Here is a 17,999-nt window from a genome sequence, read left to right on the forward strand (position 1 = left end):
ATTGTTTTAATTAAGCTTTAGAGCACCCCTAATATGTCCTTTAAGATTCCAAAGAAAGAAATAATATATCCTTTTTCTGCTTTTGTCCTATTGATGATTGTTGTAGTTGCGCTTTGGAAGAACTCTTTGGAATCCAATAGGCAACTGCTCAAGAAAGATATAGAGGTTAATGGGCAAATCCAATCACAGGGATTTTTGTCCTCTGGCCAAAAAAGCATTATTGTCCTTGAAAATCTTATGGAGAGGCTAGAGATGACCAATGGTGATTATTTTGAGTATTGGGAAGAGGATGCCAGACTTATCCTAAAAGAAGATCAATCTTTTAAATTCGTTGAATGGATCGATAGTTCCTTGGTGGTACAGAGGATTGTGCCGCATAAGGGGAACGAGGCCATTGTAGGCAGAAGCTTATCCAACCATCCACGACGTGACGAGTGGTTGCGGCATGTGCGGGATTCCACGACCAACTTAACCTCTTGGATACCTTTAATACAGGGTGGTCATTCCATATTACTCGATGTACCTGTTTTTTTTGGGGGTAAATTCCAAGGGACCATAACCGCTGGTATGGATTTTACGACCACTTTTGATATGTTGTCAGCTGGAATGGATGATTATTCCATTGAAATTAAGGATGATAAGGGAACTACTTTTTACAAACTCAATGACCCCTCACCCAGCGACTTTAGCGATGATTTGGTCTATGTTAGGTCTTATGAGGTGGACGAGGATGATAAACAAGTATGGACCTTTTACTTAATGCCGCGCAATAAGGACGTTTTGGCCGAAAGAAATAAGTCTTCTTCCAGTATTTTAATGTTTGGGATCCTAATATCCCTACTTATGAGTTTGTTGACATATTTTTATCAATCTTCCAGAAATGAGAACACACGTTTTAGGGAGTTAAATATTAAACTTCGCGTAGCCAATAGAAGTTTGAGGGAAGAAAGAACCAAGGCGGAAAAAGCTTCCAAGGCAAAAACCGAGTTTGTCTCCAATATGAGCCATGAAATTAGAACTCCTTTAAACGCTATTATGGGCTTTATTGAGGTGCTAAAGGAGTCTAAAATTGATAGTTCCCTACATGAATATCTTTCTTTGATGGATGTTTCTTCCAAAAAATTGCTTCTTCTGGTGAACGATATCCTGGAAATTGATAAAATAGAATCTGGCCAAATAAGCTTTAAAAAAGATATCTTTTCCCCAGCGGACGAGCTACAGAATATTATCAGTATTTATAGGCCCAGTATCGAGGCTAAGGGACTTTACGCGAACTTGGATATCGTCTCGGATTCCAAAACCCATGTTATAGCGGATATAGGAAAGTTTGGCCAGATACTCACCAATCTCTTAAGAAATGCCCTAAAGTTTACGGACCAGGGAGGAATAGATATTACGTACGAAGAAACCATACAAAATAGTGACTTAAATATCACTATCGGCATTAGGGACACAGGAATCGGAATACCGAAAAGTAAACTTAAAACCATTTTTGATAGGTTTACACAAATAGATTCCGGTATAACCAAAAGACATGAGGGTAGTGGTCTTGGATTATATATTACCTATCTGCTAATAGAGCTGCTGGAGGGTCATATTGAGGTAGACAGCACAGAAAATGTTGGTACGGAATTTAAGATTTCACTTAGGTTTCCAATTACCGAGATGCAGCCAGAAGTAGATGCGCCTATTTCCGATAGCATAGATTTAACCGGCTTTAAGGTTTTGATCGTGGACGACAATAAGGTTAATGTAGTAGTCCTCAAAAAGACCTTGGATGCTTTTGGCATTAATACCTATTGGGTAGGCAATGGAAAAGAGGCGGTAAAAGCAGTGGCCGAAAACCAATACGATTTGGTCTTCATGGATATCCATATGCCCGAAATGGATGGTTTTGAAGCTACCGAGGAAATAAGGAAAACCCAAAAAGATCTTGTTATTATTGGTTTCTCGGCAGATGTAACCAAAGAAACCATCCAAGGTGCCAAAGAGGTCGGAATGAACGATTATTTTACCAAACCTATTACATTTGATAAACTTAGACAGAATTTATCCAAATATCTTGTTCGGGTATAGTATGCTTCTAAGCCCTAATTTCTTTTCGCTAAGGCCTATTTCTAAATTTTGAATCCTGGGTCTATACTCTTCTTAACGGCTGGCAATAAGCTGGTTTTGTTGATAATTACAAAGTTTAATTAGACTTTCTGCCAAGTTGAAAAACAGTCTGTTAACAATCATATAACTTAATTTTAAAGTCACATTTGGTTTATTATCGGCCCGAAATGGCAATCTTTGAATTTATATTGATTTTCTGCGCATGAAAATTATTTCTAATTCATTATTGACCACCATGGTCAAAATCTTAAACCGGGGATCCGGATCCTTTTGCTCTCCTTTCAAGTTTCAAATAATAAACCGACCAAATACTGCTTTATGAAAAAAAGACCTGTGGAACTAGTGGTTTTATCCGATGTGCATTTGGGAACCTACGGATGCCATGCCAAGGAATTGGTCAAATATCTAAAATCTATAAAACCCAGGGAAGTGGTTTTGAACGGGGATATAATTGATATATGGCAATTTAGCAAGCGGTACTGGCCAAAATCCCACATGAAGGTGGTAAAGATCATTATGCAATGGGTGGCCGAAGGAATCCCCGTGCACTATGTGGCAGGCAACCATGATGAAATGTTAAGGAAATTTCTAGGCTTTAAGTTGGGCTCTTTTAGTATTGTCAACAAGGTGGTTTTGGAGATAAATGGCAGCAAGGCTTGGATGTTTCATGGGGACGTCTTTGATGTTACCATGCAGCATTCCAAATGGATAGCAAGGTTGGGCGCTACAGGTTATGATATGCTAATTTTGTTGAACAGTGCCATAAATTATTGCAGTAAAAAAATGGGAAAAGGCCCTGTTTCCATGTCCAAGAAGATAAAAAACAGCGTTAAATCGGCCATTAAGTTTATTAATGATTTTGAACAGATTGCGGCCGATATAGCAATAGAAAATGAATATGACTATGTGGTTTGTGGGCATATCCACCAGCCGGAAATGAGGGAAATATCAACCTCCAAGGGGACAGTTATGTACCTTAATTCCGGGGATTGGATAGAGAATTTAACTAGTTTGGAATTTAATAATGGGGAGTGGAAATTATACCATTATATGGAGGATGTTATGGTTATCAATGATGATGAAAATGTGATGGAGCCAATGGATATTCTGGACAAAAATCAACTTTTTCAAAATTTGGTGAGGGAATTTCAATTTTTGACCTCAGCCGAGAACAAATGATTGTCCTGAACATTTGATCTCCTAAAATATTAATTATATGAAAGTACTATATGCCATCCAGGGAACTGGCAATGGTCATTTAAGTAGAGCGCGCGATGTTATTCCGGCACTACAAAAAAAAGGATTGGAATTGGATATACTGGTTAGTGGAATACAGGCAGATATTCGGATTCCCCATCCGGTCAAGTATCAGCTTCAGGGACTTAGTTTTATTTTTGGCAAACAAGGAAATGTTAATTTATGGAGGACCTATCTCAAGTCCAATGCCGCTAGATTGCAGAAGGAGATAAAAAGCATTCCGATAGAAAATTACGACTTGGTCATAAATGATTTTGAGCCCGTTTCTGCCTGGGCATGTAAATTAAAGAATAAACCCTCTGTAAGTTTTAGCCATCAGGCCGCAGTGCTTTCCCCCAATTCCCCAAAACCGGACAAAAACGACCTTATGGGGAAATTTATCCTAAAGAACTATGCACCCACAACCCAGCAGTTTGGTCTACATTTTAGGGCCTATGCGGATAGGATCTATACCCCTATCATAAGGCAGGATATTAGAATGGCGGAGGCTAAGGAGGGGAATCATTATACAGTGTATTTGCCTTCCTATAGTGATGGAAGGATACTGAAAACCCTCTCAGAGGTTGCCAATATAAAGTGGGAAGTTTTTTCCAAACACAATAAAGTGGAATTTTTTGGCAAGAATATTAGTATTAGGCCAATAACCAACGAAGCATTTGTGAACAGTATGGTCACGGCCAAGGGTGTATTGTGCGGTGCAGGTTTTGAAACTCCTGCCGAGGCTTTGTACCTGGGCAAGAAGTTGATGGTAATCCCCATGAAGGGACAGTATGAACAACAGTGCAATTCCGCTGCATTAAAAGAATTGGGGGTCCCCGTAATCAAATCCCTAAAGAATAAGCATTTGGATAAATTAAGACAGTGGGTAGATATTGATAACAAAATAGAGGTAAACTATCCGGATATCACAGAACAGATTATTGACCAGTTGCTGGAAGAGGTCGTTCTTAGATAATCAATCTTAGTTTTATGTCGAAAAATTTAGATTATTTTGATTTACAAGCAAATGACTTTGGTGAAGATTTTATTTGGGGAGTATCTACGGCGGCATATCAGATAGAGGGTGCCCACGACATACATGATAAAGGACCTTCCATCTGGGACCATTTTACCTCCAAAAAGGGGAATACCTACCAAAATCAGCACGGCAATGATGCCTGTGAATTTTATCACAAGTTTCAGGAGGATATCCTTCTGATGAGGAAAATGAATATTGACCACTTCAGATTTTCCTTGTCCTGGTCACGGATACTGCCAAATGGAACGGGAGCCATAAGCTCAAAAGGAATTCAGTTCTATAATGATGTTATCAACTTCTGCCTGGAATGTGGTATAACACCTTGGGTGACTTTATATCACTGGGATCTGCCCCTAGCTTTGGAGCAAAAAGGGGGTTGGACCAATCGTGAAATTCTGGGATGGTTCCAGGAATATGTTACGGTCTGTGCCAATAGTTTCGGAGATAGGGTAAAGAATTGGATGGTATTGAACGAACCTATGGTTTTTACGGGTGCGGGATATTTTCTTGGGGTACATGCCCCGGGTAGAAAAGGCTTAAAAAATTTTTTGCCCTCTGTGCACCACGCAGTATTGTGTCAGGCTGCAGGAGGTAGAATTTTGCGCAACTTGGTAGCCAATGCCAATATTGGCACTACCTTTTCCTGTTCCCAAATATCACCTTATAGGAACAATAGCAGGGATCATAAGGCAGCTGAAAGGGCAGATGCCATGCTTAACCGCCTCTTTATAGAGCCTTCTTTGGGAATGGGTTACCCATGGGGTACGATCCCGGTTTTAAAGCGACTACAGTCTTATATAATGCCGGGGGACGCCGAAAACTCGGAATTTGATTTCGATTTTGTGGGGATCCAAAATTATACCCGCGAAAAAGTAAAGCATTCCTATTTTGTTCCTTATATCAGGGCTAAAATTGTAAAGGCGAGTAAGCGCAAGGTCAGGGCTACACTAATGGACTGGGAAGTCTATCCGCCCAGTATTTTTAAAATGATAAAAAGATTTAACAGCTACGAGGGAGTAAAAAAAATAATGATTACTGAGAATGGAGCTGCCTTTGCAGATGAAATCTACCAAGGAGGGGTACATGATGAGGAAAGGCTTTCCTATTTACAGGCATATTTAAAACAGGTGCACAAGGCGCAAAGGGAAGGGCTAAAGGTAGACGGTTATTTTGTGTGGACGTTTACGGACAATTTTGAATGGGCAGAGGGGTATTACCCTAGATTCGGATTGGTTTATATCGATTTTGAAAACCAGCAAAGAATTGTAAAGTCTTCGGGACAATGGTTCAGCCGTTTTTTGGGCACTAGGTAGATTTTTTGACCAAAGACAAGGGCTGATTGCCGAAAACAAAAAAACCGATGAGACCATCGGTTTAGAGTAGCTAACTCAAATCAAATTATAAGAACGTATCCTTTATTAGGTTACTGTAAAACTAGGTTTTACTTTTGTTTTCCATGTTATCTTAAGATAGTCAATGAGTTAGTTTAGTATTAATTATTAAACCATTTTCCGAAATGAGGGTCAAAACTAAAAATATACTAACTTAGTACACGGCCTATAACTTGTAATTCGCTGTATAAATCATTAACCAATATTTTTTACTATGCTAAAAAAAATTTTGATAGGGTTGGGTGTTGTATTGATCCTGATCCAATTTATCCGACCCGAAAAAAATGAATCCAACGAAAATACTTATGATATTTCCACGAACTATCAGGTTCCGGAGGATGTAAACCATTTGTTGAAGGTTTCCTGTAATGATTGTCATTCCAATAAAACGGAATATCCTTGGTATTCCAATGTTCAGCCAGTAGCTTGGTTCTTAAACAGTCATGTTGTTGACGGTAAAAGACATTTAAATTTTTCCAATTTTACAAAATTGCCTTTGGCCATTCAATATCACAAATTCGAAGAGATAGTTGAAATGGTGGAAGAGAAGGAAATGCCCATTCCTTCCTACACTTATTTTGGTCTTCATCCTGAGGCCGACCTGACCCAAGACCAACGGGATCAAATTTTGGATTGGTCCAAGGCGCAAATGGCATATTTAAAGAATACTTATCCCGCGGATAGTTTGGTAAGAAAGCCTAGGCCTGGGAAATCCCCTTCGAAATAAAAATTTAGGATGCGGCCCAAATGGGTGGCCTTTGTCCATAGATAATCTCGGTGTGTCTTTAGTAAGTGGCTTTAGAGTTATCTATATTTATAATTAATGGTGACCCAACATTTCTTCAATTGAAATAAATTAGTTTTTTGGAATTTTATTCCTTTTTTAACAAGTGCAACGATATGGTCACTGCTTTTGGCAGTGACCATAATTTTATGTCCGAGCTGCAGTGTAAAAATAAATTTCTTTTTTTTATTAAAAACCTAGGGTATTCCAATTAGGTTACGTCGTACTAATATATCACGTAACATGATTCCATCCAATATAGAATTAGGTATACTTAAATACCTCGATAAAACGGCCACGGCTAAACAACTACAAGAGTTGGAAGAATGGCTGGAAGATCCTTTGAACATGGAGCTCTTCAATGATTATGTTCTGTTGCACTATGCAATCAATATGGGACTCAATAAAATGGATGATCAGCCGATGAAGGAAGAATTGATCCGTAAAATCCAGAAAGGGAAACTTGGCATTAAGAAGGTGCACCCGCAAATCCTACTTAAAATTGCTGCAGTATTGCTCTTACTCGTAGGATTTGGTTATTTTTTTAGTCAAAAATTCAATGAAGTCAATGTAGAGGAACAAATTGATCCCAACCAGATTACACTTCAGTTGGATAATGGAAACATAGAGGTCATTAGTGAAGATGGTAAGCGAAAGATAATCGATGCAGAAGGAAATGAGGTTGGAGTGCAAAAAGGAAATGCACTTAACTACAATGAAGGCGGTGATCCGGGAAAACTAATCCATAATCAGCTAAATATTCCCAATGGCAAACAATTTGAATTGGTCCTGTCCGATGGCAGTAGTGTATTTCTAAATTCAGGTTCTTCCATAAAGTACCCAGTGAAATTTTTGCCGGGCAAGACAAGGGAGGTATTCTTGAGCGGTGAAGCTTATTTCCAAATAACAAAAGACAGTATTAATCCATTTATTGTCAATGTTGACGATTTAAAGGTGCGTGTCCTAGGTACGGAATTCAATCTTTCTTCCTATCCCGAAGATAGTCAGGTTACTACAGTTTTGGTCAATGGGTCCGTTGGTCTTTATAGCGGCGATGTTTATGGGCCTGAAACTACCACTTTTATGAAGCCTGGTTTTAGGGGGGTGTATGACCATTCCAGTGGTAACATCTCTTTGGACGAAGTGGACACTAGTCTGTATACCAGTTGGAAATCGGGGAAACTGGTGTTCAGAAGTATGCAGTTTAAAAATATCATTAAAAAATTAGAGCGCTCTTACAATGTTAGTATTGTAAATAATAATAAGGAACTGGGCGAACAATATTTTAGTGCCAGTTTTGACAAGGATGAGCTAATGGAGCAAATCTTCGCTTCCTTTAGAACAAGCTATAGGTTTACCTATACGATTGAAAATGAAAAAATAACTATAAACTAAAACTAGATTACTATATGGATTAAAAAAACAAACCAAAAATCAAGTTTAAAAAAAACTGGAAGATGCGCGAACATCTCCCAGCTAAATAACAATGAGCAAATAAATACTCATCTAAATAATCAATACAAAAATATGAAAATCCTTCTTAAAATTAGGAGTAGGCTTCTATGTCCTCCGGAATTGAGCTTAAAAATGAAATTAACCACCCTTTTGCTGTTCATTGCCTTATTTAATATAAGGGCCAATAATTATGCACAAAACACGCGAATAAGCCTGGATCTCAAAGAGGTCTCGATTGAAAAGGTGCTAAATGAGATTGAATCCCATACAGAGTTTAAATTTCTGTACAATTTAAAAGATGTGGATATTAGTAAAATTGTTACCCTTAAGGTGAACAAAGAAAAGGTTAGGAGTATATTGAATACGCTTTTTCTCAATACCAATGTGTCTTATGAGGTATTGGACAAACATATTATCCTAAAAAGAAACGAGAACAAAGACATTAAAAATGTTCCCCTTAAAACCGATGATACTCCGATACAATCGGAAGTTCAAGGTATTGTTAAGGACAGCGATGGGATGATTTTAGCTGGGGCCAATGTTGTCATTAAGGGAACTACCAAAGGGGTGGTTACCGATTTTGATGGCTATTTTAGTATTGCTGTACCCAATTCGCAAACCGTTCTTGTCTTCTCCTATATTGGAATGGAGACGAAAGAGGTTGTTGTGGGGAACAATACTAATTTAGATGTTGTGATGAACCCTTCTGCCCAAAAAATGGACGAAGTAGTGGTTACGGCTTTGGGCATGAAACGGGAAAAAAGAGCCTTGGGATATTCTGTAGGCGAAGTTGACAGTGAAAAAATAAACTTGGTGCCCCAGGAAAATGCGTTGGGCGGTTTGTCCAGTAGGGTTTCCGGGTTGGATATTCGAAGGTCTGGTAACGACTTAAATGCCGAAACCTATGTGTATATCAGAGGTAGAACTTCTTTGTCCGGAAATGATGAGCCTTTAGTTGTTGTAGATGGTTCCCCTGTTGGGAGTACTGCAGTTTTGGGTAATATAAGCGCTATGAACATTCAGAGTGTTTCCATATTAAAAGGAGCAAGTGCAGCTGCACTTTACGGTTCCAGAGCAGGTAACGGGGTTATCCTTGTTACTACTAAATCTGGTGAAGGTCTAAAAAAGGGAATTGGGGTTTCATTCTCATCAACAGTCACTTTAAATACGCCCTATAAATATTTTGAAACTCAGGATCAATTTACCAATGGGCAAAGAGGTATTTTTGATGAAGCCACGTGGCAACACTGGTATGGTCCCGGGGAAGGCGGATCTGCGGTACAATGGAATAGTAATGGTGAAGCAGTGCCATTAAAGTTTTATAAAGATCCACAGAAAGATTACTTTAGGACAGGGGTAACCACAATAAATGATGCTAGTATAAGTGGGAATTATGACAAGGGTAGCTTTAGATTGGCAGTATCACATTTGAAAGGAGAAGGCTACTCCCCAGGCACTGAGCTTCAAAAACTTGGTTTCCGACTAAATACGACCTATAAAATAACGGATAATGTAAACGTTTCCACGAATTTTGATGTTTCTAACCCTAATTCTGACAATAATCCAGTTAAAGTTCTTGGTGGTGATGACCAGTATTTTGATTTATTCAATATCGCGCCACATATAAATATCAATGACCTAAAAGGAGACTATTGGGAAACACCGAACGTGGAGCAACGCAATGTTACGGACGGTTATAATAACCCTTGGTTTTCCGCAAATGAAAGGAAAAACAAATTCGACAAGCTAAGTGGTTTTGGAAATATTAAGCTGGACTGGGAAATTACCTCAAATTTTAATGCTATGGCTCGCGTAGCTTATAGTGGCAATTACAATAAAGTGGAAACTTTAAAACCATGGTCTTTTCAAGGATTTGGTGGGGGAACTACCAAACCAACTGGGGCATATAACCTGGATAATAGTAGTTCTAAGGAGACTAACGTAGATGTTTTGTTTTCCTATGATAAGAAATTTGGAGATTTCCGTATATCCCCTTCTGTAGGTGGAAATATATTGAATAGCGAAGTTAACACCTATAGTTCTGGAGGTGACAATTTGGTTCTTCCTGGGTTGTTTACCCTTTCCAATGTAAGCAGAGGAGGATTGGAATACAGTAGTGGAACTTTTAAAAAGGCAGTATACAGTGTTTATGGAATGGCTACGTTGAGCTATAAAAATATGCTATACTTGGATTTAACAGCACGTAACGATTGGTCCAGTACCCTTCCTACGGAGAACAGATCTTACTTTTACCCTTCCGCTTCTGGAAGTGTTTTGGTTTCTGAAATGTTCCAAATGCCATCTTGGATTTCGTTACTTAAAATACGCTCTGGATGGGCAGAGGTAGGAAAGGATACCGATCCTTATTTAATCCACCCAACTTTAACCCAAGGCTTTTGGGGGGATGATTTTACCTATTCACTTCCGAGCAGTATGCCAAATACCAAGCTAAAGCCAGAAATAGCTACTTCTTATGAGGTAGGTACTGATTTAGGTTTCTTTAAGGGCAGACTGGGTCTGGAGGCTACCTATTACAAGACTCAAAACAAAAACCAAATTTTAAATGTGAACGTTTCACCACTTACGGGGTATACCAGTACCACCATTAATGCAGGGAATGTGGAAAATTACGGGTTTGAATTTGGATTGAATGTGGTTCCTATTAGAACGGAAGATCTTGAATGGAACATGAACTTTAATTTCACTACTCAGGAAAGTAAATTGGTGGAATTGGTTGACGGTATTGACCGTGTTGATTTTGGTGGAGGAACAGATGGTGGTGCTTTTACAAGAGTAGGAGGAATCATTGGGGACATGTACTCTCCTTATATAAAGAAAGTAGAAGAAGGCGAGTATGCAGGATGGAATCTATTGGATTCTAATGGAAGATGGGTGGATGATAGAGCTCGGGAGAACCAAATTAAGGTTGGAAATTTCAACAACGATTTTGCTGTTGGAATGAACACTTCTATTAAGTATAAAAACTTTACCCTTTCTGCTAGTTTCGACTGGAGGCAAGGCGGGGATTTCTTCTCCGAATCCATGAAGAGAATGGCACGTTCTGGAAAAATAGAGGACTGGCAAAATGGAATCAGCTCCAGCACCTTTTCTGGTGTTTTAGATGCTAATTCTTTTCCGGATGGTGCTGCCTTGGCCAATGAAATCAAATCTAACCCTATTTATAGAGACAACGATGTCTGGATTGGTGGGCGAAATGAAGAATTAGGTGGGTTTGAATTTAACGGAAATTACAATGGAGCCTTCTTTCCAGGGGTAATAGACAATGGTGATGGTACCTACACCGAAAATTTTGGAGATGTTGGCACAAAATTATTTGACGCCTATAGAGTGGTTGAATCTAGCGGTAGTTATTGGAGAACCGGTTATGCTTTTATGTACGACGCATCTTTTGTTAAATTAAGAGACATCACCATGACCTATGCACTACCAGCCGAGGTTGCCAAGTTTATTTCGGCTGATAACGTAGCCATATCCGTATATGCCAAGAATGTTATGCTTTGGACCGCAGCCGGTATCGGAATCGACCCTGAGCTTGCCTATGATCAGGGAACCCAAGGGTTTGAAAAATGGAATGTGGCCCCTTGGACTATTCCTGTAGGCCTTCGACTAAACATAAGTTTCTAAAAATAATATAAGATGACTGGAATAAAGAAAAATATAATCGCAATTTTATTGCCAATGGTAGTACTTTTTGCTGCAGGGTGCTCCGAATCTTTGGAGGATATAAATGTGAGCCCCAATAGTTTACCAGATACCGAGATAGACATTAAATTTGTGCTGACCGGTATTTTGTCCCAATCTGCAACTATAACTGCTGATCTTAATATGGGTGCCGCAGAGATTACTGCTACGACCCAATATTTGCAACGTGACTTTACAAGTTATGACCGATTTAATTTTAATTGGCAGGCCTCGAGTTTTGCTGGCTATTATGAACCTTTAAAAGATAGTGACTATATCTTCGAAAGGGCAGAAAGCGAAAAAACAGGGAAGGTAAAAGATTACTATCAGGGGGTTGCACTAATCATGAAATCGTATTGGTATGGAATGTTGACGTCTGTTTTTGGGGATTTGCCATACACGAATGCACTCCAAGCAGAAAAGGGAGGAGATGAATTTTTTAAACCTGTTTATGATGATCAACTGACTATTTTTAAGGGAATAATAAATGATTTGGGTCAGGCCAATACCCTTCTAACGGGAGTTGGGGTCATACAAGAAGTTGCGGATGCAGACGTTGTGTATCAAGGAGACGCCTTAAAGTGGCGTAAACTTGCGAATTCCTTACGCCTTAGGTATTATATGCGATTATCAGAAAAGGGAGGTATTGATATTAATCCAGCTGCAGAAATTTCAGCTATAGTGGGGAACAGTGCAGAATATCCTATTTTAGTTAATAATGACGACAATGCGGCCATCGGATTTGTGGGAACCAATAGCGACAACAGTTGGTACGGAGGTCCCTTAAGAAGTAGTAATCGCTCTGAATTTTATCGTAGGAAACCATCAGCTACTATTGTTAATGATTTGACTGCCCTGGGCGATCCCAGACTAACTGCTTGGGTACGACCAGTGGATGTTCAAATTTTCGAGGGTGCCACCGATGAAATTGTAGAGGAAGATGGCGTGATAAAACGATATACCACTGTAGATGTTAACACAATAAATAATGATTTAAATAAGGAGAATAATATTGATACCTCCTTATTTGTAGGTTTGCCAGTCGCCTTAACGGATCCTAACCAATTTCAGAAATTTGCGGATGGTATCAATGCTAATGAGGTAATTGCGTCTCTAGATGGTAGCGTATATCTTGCTGCGGCATCTAACCCACATGCTTCTTATCTAACTGAAATGTATGCAGAGGATGCCCATCCAATGGTAAAGGCGGTACTAATGAATGCTGCTGAGGTACAATTTATTTTGGCTGAGGCAAGTGTCCGAGGGTGGATATCCAATAGCGCTTTGGATTATTACAATAGTGGTATTCGATTGTCAATGGGGCAGTATGGAATTTCAGACGGAGACCCATCTACGGTGTATGATAAAGATAACAACACCCTTGTTCCTTTTGATCAAGGAATGTATATGGCACAGGTGCAACAGATATTTAATGATGCTACTGACAAAATGGTGCCTATAATGCACCAAAAATGGATTTCTCAATGGCTTACTCCGGAATCATGGTTCGATTGGCGTAGAACTGGACTTCCAAATTTAAGTGTCAACATTATAGCTGGGACTAAGGGACAAGAGATACCTGTTAGGTTTTATTATGATGATCCTTTTAATGAAGAGAATATGTTGCAAGCCATAGGTAAATTGCAGCCTGCTGAAAACGATCAGTGGTCTAAAATGTGGTTGCTGCAATAATCTAAATCCAAGTCATTTGAGATTTTTTTCCAGACCTGTTTGCCATGCGCATACAGGTCTGGTTTTTTTGTAAACTATTCTCGTTGATGGTAAAGACTATTGGATTATTTTATAAACCTTCGTGCAGATTTATCCTTGGGATAGGTTATAATTCTCACTTTAGCAAATAATAGAAGAAGAACTGTTTTTTGGTTAGTTCAATTTTATAAAAGAAAAGAGAATCATGGCTAATTTCTTTATTTTCGTCTCAGTTTTTTTTCTAATTGTGCTATAGGCTTGGGCAATTTGGTATTCCACGGTTTTAATGGATATATTTAAATAGGTCGCAATTTCGGAGTTGGTCAGGCCATCTTGTTTGCTCAATAAAAAAATTTGTTTGCATCTAGTAGGTAAATGTTCCACTTCCCTTTTTATCAAAGCGATCTTATCTTCCACTAATTCGTGGTTGTTATCGTCCACGGCATAATTCAGGGCTTGCTTATAGGCTTCATTGATGATTGTAGAAGATTTCTTTCTTCTGTAATCATCAATATATTCATTGTAAACCGATTTGTACAAAAGCCCTTGAAAGGACTCTTTGATATTAATATTTTGTCTGCACTCCCATAATCGTAAAAAGACGTTTTGAACTATATCCTGGGCCTGAGGGTAATCATTGGTGTAGCTATAGGCGTAGATCAAAAGTTTTTTGTAGTAGGCTTCCATCACCTGTTCAAATGCTTTCTCTTCTCCTGCGATGAGTTGTCCAACTAAAACTAAGGTATGGCGATCAGCATTGGTCATTAGGGGGTGATTGTCCAGGTTTTATAATTTGTGCAAGGAACTAAAAAGGTAAGTATTCAAAGTTGCTTCATTGTTATTAAATCAATATATGTAGGTAAATATTATCTATACAGTATGTTAATGTACTTAATATTTTGAATTTTAAAAAATAAAATCTAAGTACTATAGATTTCACTAATTCTAGGCATTAAAGTTTTTGTGTGTATATGTAGTTCTAGGCATAGAACTCGTAACGGGATAATCCGGAATATTGACTTTTAGCGGATTTGCTCGGTAAGTTTTTAGTCGGACATATAATATAGAAAGGTACATTAAGCAATGAGCAAACCCTCAAGTTGCCCAATTGAATTATCTCGAAGATTGCTTATTGAAAAGCCGGTAGCCCCGTAATGTCCGCACCTGTAATCAATAGGTGGATGTCATGTGTGCCCTCATAGGTGATGACACTTTCAAGATTCATCATATGGCGCATAATGCTGTATTCTCCAGTTATGCCCATTCCGCCCAAGACCTGTCTGGCCTCCCGGGCTATCTTGATCGCCATATCCACGTTGTTGCGCTTGGCCATTGAAATTTGTGCCGTAGTGGCCCTCCCTTCGTTTTTCAATTGACCCAATCGGAATGCCAATAATTGTGCTTTGGTGATTTCGGTAATCATCTCGGCCAATTTTTTTTGCTGCAATTGGGTGGCTGCAATAGGTTTACCAAATTGTATGCGTTCCTTGGCATATCTCAGGGCAGTATCATAACAATCCATAGCAGCACCTATAGCGCCCCAGGCAATTCCGTAGCGGGCGGAATCCAAGCAGCCTAGAGGTGCACCAAGCCCATTTTTACCAGGTAGTAGATTTTCTTTAGGAACTTTTACATTATCAAAGATTAATTCGCCGGTCGCCGAAGCACGTAAAGACCATTTATTATGGGTCTCGGGTGTGGTAAAGCCTTCCATTCCACGTTCTACGATAAGTCCGTGGATACGTCCTTCTTCATTCTTAGCCCACACTACCGCTATATCTGCAAAAGGGGAGTTGGAAATCCAAAGTTTGGCACCGTTTAGTAGAAAATGATCGCCTTTATCCGCAAACTTGGTTTCCATACCACTAGGGTTGGAACCATGATTGGGTTCTGTTAATCCAAAGCAGCCCATAAATTCGCCGGAGGCCAATTTAGGCAGGTATTTTTTTCGCTGCTCCTCAGTGCCATAGGCAAAAATAGGATACATTACCAAAGACGATTGTACCGAGGCGGTAGAGCGAACCCCACTATCTCCACGTTCTATTTCCTGCATAATTAGCCCGTAGCTTATTTGGTCCAGTCCGGCACCTCCATATTCTTCTGGGATATAGGGTCCGAAGGCGCCAATTTCAGATAGGCCTTTAATGATTTGTTTTGGGAACTCCGCCTTTTGGGCATATTCTTCTATTATCGGGGAAATATCCCGCTTTACCCACTGTCTGGCAGCATCGCGAACCAATTTATGTTCTTCGGATAAAAGGTCGTCTAAATTGTAATAATCAGGAGCTTCAAACAAATCGGGTCGCATAAAATTAATTTTAGAATCAAAAATAAACAAATTAAGGATTTGTTTAAAAATATAACACAAGAAAGTGCGATTGTTACATTTTTAAATAGAAATCTTTTGTCAGATCTATATATTCCTTAGTGTATTCGTGACGTGCGGATTCTATGGTGAGATTTTCAATCTCAACGGAAGTCTTCCCAACTTGTAATTCCAACAAGCTTCGTTTAATCCCGGATGTAGGATTCCCTTTAATGCGCAAAAGCCGGCTGGGATATAGGTTCACTGTGGCTGCCAATTCCAAAAATATTTCCTCTTCCTTAAAAGGGATGATGGTAGAAAAGGTTCCGTTATTGGCCAAGAGTTTCACAACACTAGTTAAAAGGTCCTCAAAGGGCAAGGATTGGTTTTGTCTGGCCATATCCCTGGATTCATTGCCACTGGGCACTATTTCGGAGTAGAATGGCGGATTGGATACGATAAGGTCGTACTTATCGTCCATTTCATCCACAAATTCGTCCAGAGATGCGTGGTAACAGAATAATCTATCGGCCCAATTAGATGCTTCAAAATTCTCTACACATTGCTCATAGGCATCTTCATCTATCTCTATGGCGTCTATGGTCTCTGCATGGCTCCTTTGCGCGAGCATCAAAGCGACGACACCTGTTCCTGCCCCGATATCCAGAATGGATTGGGGTTGGCGCTCCAAGGAGGTCCAGGCCCCTAATAAAACCCCATCAGTGCCGATTTTCATGGCACAGCGATCCTGATGTATTTGGAATTGTTTAAATTGGAAGGGTTTGGTCATGAAAAATCTTGTTTATAATAGTTGGCTGTACTTATTCCGCTTTTCCTGCCTCCCTGTTTTTGGTGCCTTCCAGCTCTAGAAGGGAATCCCCTAGTTCGTGGCGCATTTCATTGGCCAAGACCTTTATTTTGTCCACCACTTCTGGATATTCTTCGGCCACGTTGTTGGTTTCACTTATATCCGTTGTAACATCATAAAGTTCTATTTCTTCCATTTCTATCATTCGGTACTCCCCTGGAAGCCCATCCTTACCTGGCTCTTGTCCGTCCATGGTCCGGTAAGTGTGCGGAAAGTACATTTTCCATGTTCCGTAACGGACCCCCATGAGTTCGTTTATTCTATAGTAAAAGAAATAGGCTTCTTGCGGACTCTCTTGGCTTTCCCCAGTGAGCAGAGACAAGGCGCTTTTTCCGTCGATGGTTAAATTGGGCAATCTGGCCCCTGTCATCTCTGCTATGGTAGGTAGGATGTCTATGGCCATGACCGGTATATCAATGGTTTTTCCGGGAGTTATTTTGTTGGGGTATCTCATAATGAAGGGTTCGCGCTGTGCACCTTCCCAGGCGGTTCCCTTTCCTTCCCTAAAGGGCAGTGCGCTGCCTGCATGGTTGCCATAGGAAAGCCAGGGCCCATTGTCCGAAGTAAAGATTACCACAGTATTGTCCTCAAGGCCATTCTTTTTCAGGGCAGCCAATATTTCGCCCACGGACCAGTCGATCTCCATAATGACATCGCCGTATAATCCTCTTTCTGATTTTCCTTTAAATTTATCCGATACAAATAGTGGTACATGGGGTTGCGGATGGGGTACATATAGAAAGAAAGGATTGTTTTTATTTCTGTTGATGAAATCCACACTCCTTTCTGTGATTTGGGTGGTCAGTTGGGATTGATCTGTTAACGTGTCCAAAACTGTTTCATTTTCATAAAGTGGCAGGGGGCCAAAATTGAATACTGTTCCCTGCTGAGGGTGGTAGGGCCACATATCGTTGGAGTAGGGGATGCCAAAGAATTCATCGAAGCCATGTCTCGTAGGTAAGAATTTTGGGCTATCTCCCAAATGCCATTTTCCAAAAATAGCGGTTTTGTACCCAATGTTTTTCAGCATTTCCGCTATTGTCATCTCCGATGCATTTATTCCTGTGGGGCTACCTGGTCCCAAGGCGTTGTGTATGCCAATACGGTTGGGGTAGCAGCCGGTCAATATTCCTGCTCTTGAAGCGGAACATATGGGTTGCGCGGAATAAAAGCTGGTGAGTTTTATCCCATCTTTTGCCATTTGGTCCAAATGGGGGGTTTCAATATTTGGGGAGCCAAAAGTACCTACATCCTGATATCCCTGATCATCGGTGAAAATCAAAATTACATTGGGTGGAACTTCGGGTTGCAATTCTTTTTTCTTTTCCGCGCAGGAAAATAAAACCAATGAAAGGATAAACAAGGAAAGATTTCTGAACATTATTTTAGTTTTT

Annotated in this window: 12 protein-coding genes; 8 read left to right on the top strand and 4 right to left on the bottom strand. The window is 39.8% G+C overall.

From position 1 onward, the window contains the following. Window positions 1-33: 33 nt before the first annotated feature. The 8 genes from U735_RS24845 (at window position 34) to U735_RS0101395 (ending at window position 13,414) form a co-directional block, all read left to right on the top strand. On the top strand, window positions 34-2,076 hold the full coding sequence (locus U735_RS24845) for a response regulator (protein WP_051891815.1): 2,043 nt from the start codon (window positions 34-36) through the stop codon (window positions 2,074-2,076). Window positions 2,077-2,433: 357 nt separating this feature from the next. Beyond that, window positions 2,434-3,294, top strand: coding sequence for a UDP-2,3-diacylglucosamine diphosphatase (locus U735_RS0101365; RefSeq protein ID WP_031442110.1), 861 nt, complete (start codon window positions 2,434-2,436; stop codon window positions 3,292-3,294). A gap of 37 nt (window positions 3,295-3,331) precedes the next feature. Further along, window positions 3,332-4,327, top strand: coding sequence for a glycosyltransferase family protein (locus tag U735_RS0101370; RefSeq protein WP_031442111.1), 996 nt, complete (start codon window positions 3,332-3,334; stop codon window positions 4,325-4,327). A gap of 14 nt (window positions 4,328-4,341) precedes the next feature. After that, window positions 4,342-5,703 carry a GH1 family beta-glucosidase gene (locus U735_RS0101375; RefSeq protein ID WP_031442112.1) on the top strand — a complete coding sequence of 454 codons (1,362 nt, stop codon included), beginning with the start codon at window positions 4,342-4,344 and terminating at the stop codon, window positions 5,701-5,703. 292 nt (window positions 5,704-5,995) lie between these two features. After that, the gene (locus tag U735_RS0101380; protein ID WP_031442113.1) at window positions 5,996-6,508 is read left to right on the top strand and encodes a heme-binding domain-containing protein; all 513 of its coding nucleotides are present in this window, start codon (window positions 5,996-5,998) and stop codon (window positions 6,506-6,508) included. A gap of 300 nt (window positions 6,509-6,808) precedes the next feature. Next, complete coding sequence (locus U735_RS0101385) at window positions 6,809-7,960, top strand: FecR family protein (RefSeq protein ID WP_034247950.1); 1,152 nt, start codon at window positions 6,809-6,811, stop codon at window positions 7,958-7,960. Window positions 7,961-8,152: 192 nt separating this feature from the next. After that, window positions 8,153-11,665, top strand: coding sequence for a SusC/RagA family TonB-linked outer membrane protein (locus U735_RS0101390; protein WP_051891816.1), 3,513 nt, complete (start codon window positions 8,153-8,155; stop codon window positions 11,663-11,665). 12 nt (window positions 11,666-11,677) lie between these two features. After that, window positions 11,678-13,414, top strand: coding sequence for a SusD/RagB family nutrient-binding outer membrane lipoprotein (locus U735_RS0101395; protein ID WP_031442116.1), 1,737 nt, complete (start codon window positions 11,678-11,680; stop codon window positions 13,412-13,414). 192 nt (window positions 13,415-13,606) lie between these two features. Here the strand turns inward: U735_RS0101395 and U735_RS0101400 are convergent, their stop codons facing one another. From U735_RS0101400 to U735_RS0101415, 4 genes are all read right to left on the bottom strand, one after another. Then, window positions 13,607-14,197: an RNA polymerase sigma factor gene (locus U735_RS0101400; protein ID WP_031442117.1), complete on the bottom strand. Its 591-nt coding sequence runs from the start codon at window positions 14,195-14,197 to the stop codon at window positions 13,607-13,609. A 364-nt stretch (window positions 14,198-14,561) separates the two neighbouring features. Continuing rightward, window positions 14,562-15,740, bottom strand: a complete 1,179-nt coding sequence (locus tag U735_RS0101405) for an acyl-CoA dehydrogenase family protein (RefSeq protein WP_031442118.1) — start codon at window positions 15,738-15,740, stop codon at window positions 14,562-14,564. 73 nt (window positions 15,741-15,813) lie between these two features. Next, window positions 15,814-16,527, bottom strand: coding sequence for a tRNA1(Val) (adenine(37)-N6)-methyltransferase (locus U735_RS0101410; RefSeq protein ID WP_031442119.1), 714 nt, complete (start codon window positions 16,525-16,527; stop codon window positions 15,814-15,816). Between the two features lie 31 nt (window positions 16,528-16,558). Then, window positions 16,559-17,986 carry a sulfatase family protein gene (locus U735_RS0101415; protein WP_031442120.1) on the bottom strand — a complete coding sequence of 476 codons (1,428 nt, stop codon included), beginning with the start codon at window positions 17,984-17,986 and terminating at the stop codon, window positions 16,559-16,561. Between the last annotated feature and the right edge of the window lie 13 nt (window positions 17,987-17,999).

Origin of the sequence: Arenibacter algicola, assembly GCF_000733925.1 — a bacterium.
Classification (GTDB): Bacteria; Bacteroidota; Bacteroidia; order Flavobacteriales; family Flavobacteriaceae; genus Arenibacter; species Arenibacter algicola.

What these genes read in the sequence shown, in the direction of transcription:
- U735_RS24845 (WP_051891815.1), top strand. Translation starts at nt 34, where the DNA reads ATGTCCTTTAAGATTCCAAAGAAAGAAATAATATATCCTTTTTCTGCT.
- U735_RS0101365 (WP_031442110.1), top strand. Translation starts at nt 2,434, where the DNA reads ATGAAAAAAAGACCTGTGGAACTAGTGGTTTTATCCGATGTGCATTTG.
- U735_RS0101370 (WP_031442111.1), top strand. Translation starts at nt 3,332, where the DNA reads ATGAAAGTACTATATGCCATCCAGGGAACTGGCAATGGTCATTTAAGT.
- U735_RS0101375 (WP_031442112.1), top strand. Translation starts at nt 4,342, where the DNA reads ATGTCGAAAAATTTAGATTATTTTGATTTACAAGCAAATGACTTTGGT.
- U735_RS0101380 (WP_031442113.1), top strand. Translation starts at nt 5,996, where the DNA reads ATGCTAAAAAAAATTTTGATAGGGTTGGGTGTTGTATTGATCCTGATC.
- U735_RS0101385 (WP_034247950.1), top strand. Translation starts at nt 6,809, where the DNA reads ATGATTCCATCCAATATAGAATTAGGTATACTTAAATACCTCGATAAA.
- U735_RS0101390 (WP_051891816.1), top strand. Translation starts at nt 8,153, where the DNA reads ATGAAATTAACCACCCTTTTGCTGTTCATTGCCTTATTTAATATAAGG.
- U735_RS0101395 (WP_031442116.1), top strand. Translation starts at nt 11,678, where the DNA reads ATGACTGGAATAAAGAAAAATATAATCGCAATTTTATTGCCAATGGTA.
- U735_RS0101400 (WP_031442117.1), bottom strand. Translation starts at nt 14,197, where the DNA reads ATGACCAATGCTGATCGCCATACCTTAGTTTTAGTTGGACAACTCATC.
- U735_RS0101405 (WP_031442118.1), bottom strand. Translation starts at nt 15,740, where the DNA reads ATGCGACCCGATTTGTTTGAAGCTCCTGATTATTACAATTTAGACGAC.
- U735_RS0101410 (WP_031442119.1), bottom strand. Translation starts at nt 16,527, where the DNA reads ATGACCAAACCCTTCCAATTTAAACAATTCCAAATACATCAGGATCGC.
- U735_RS0101415 (WP_031442120.1), bottom strand. Translation starts at nt 17,986, where the DNA reads ATGTTCAGAAATCTTTCCTTGTTTATCCTTTCATTGGTTTTATTTTCC.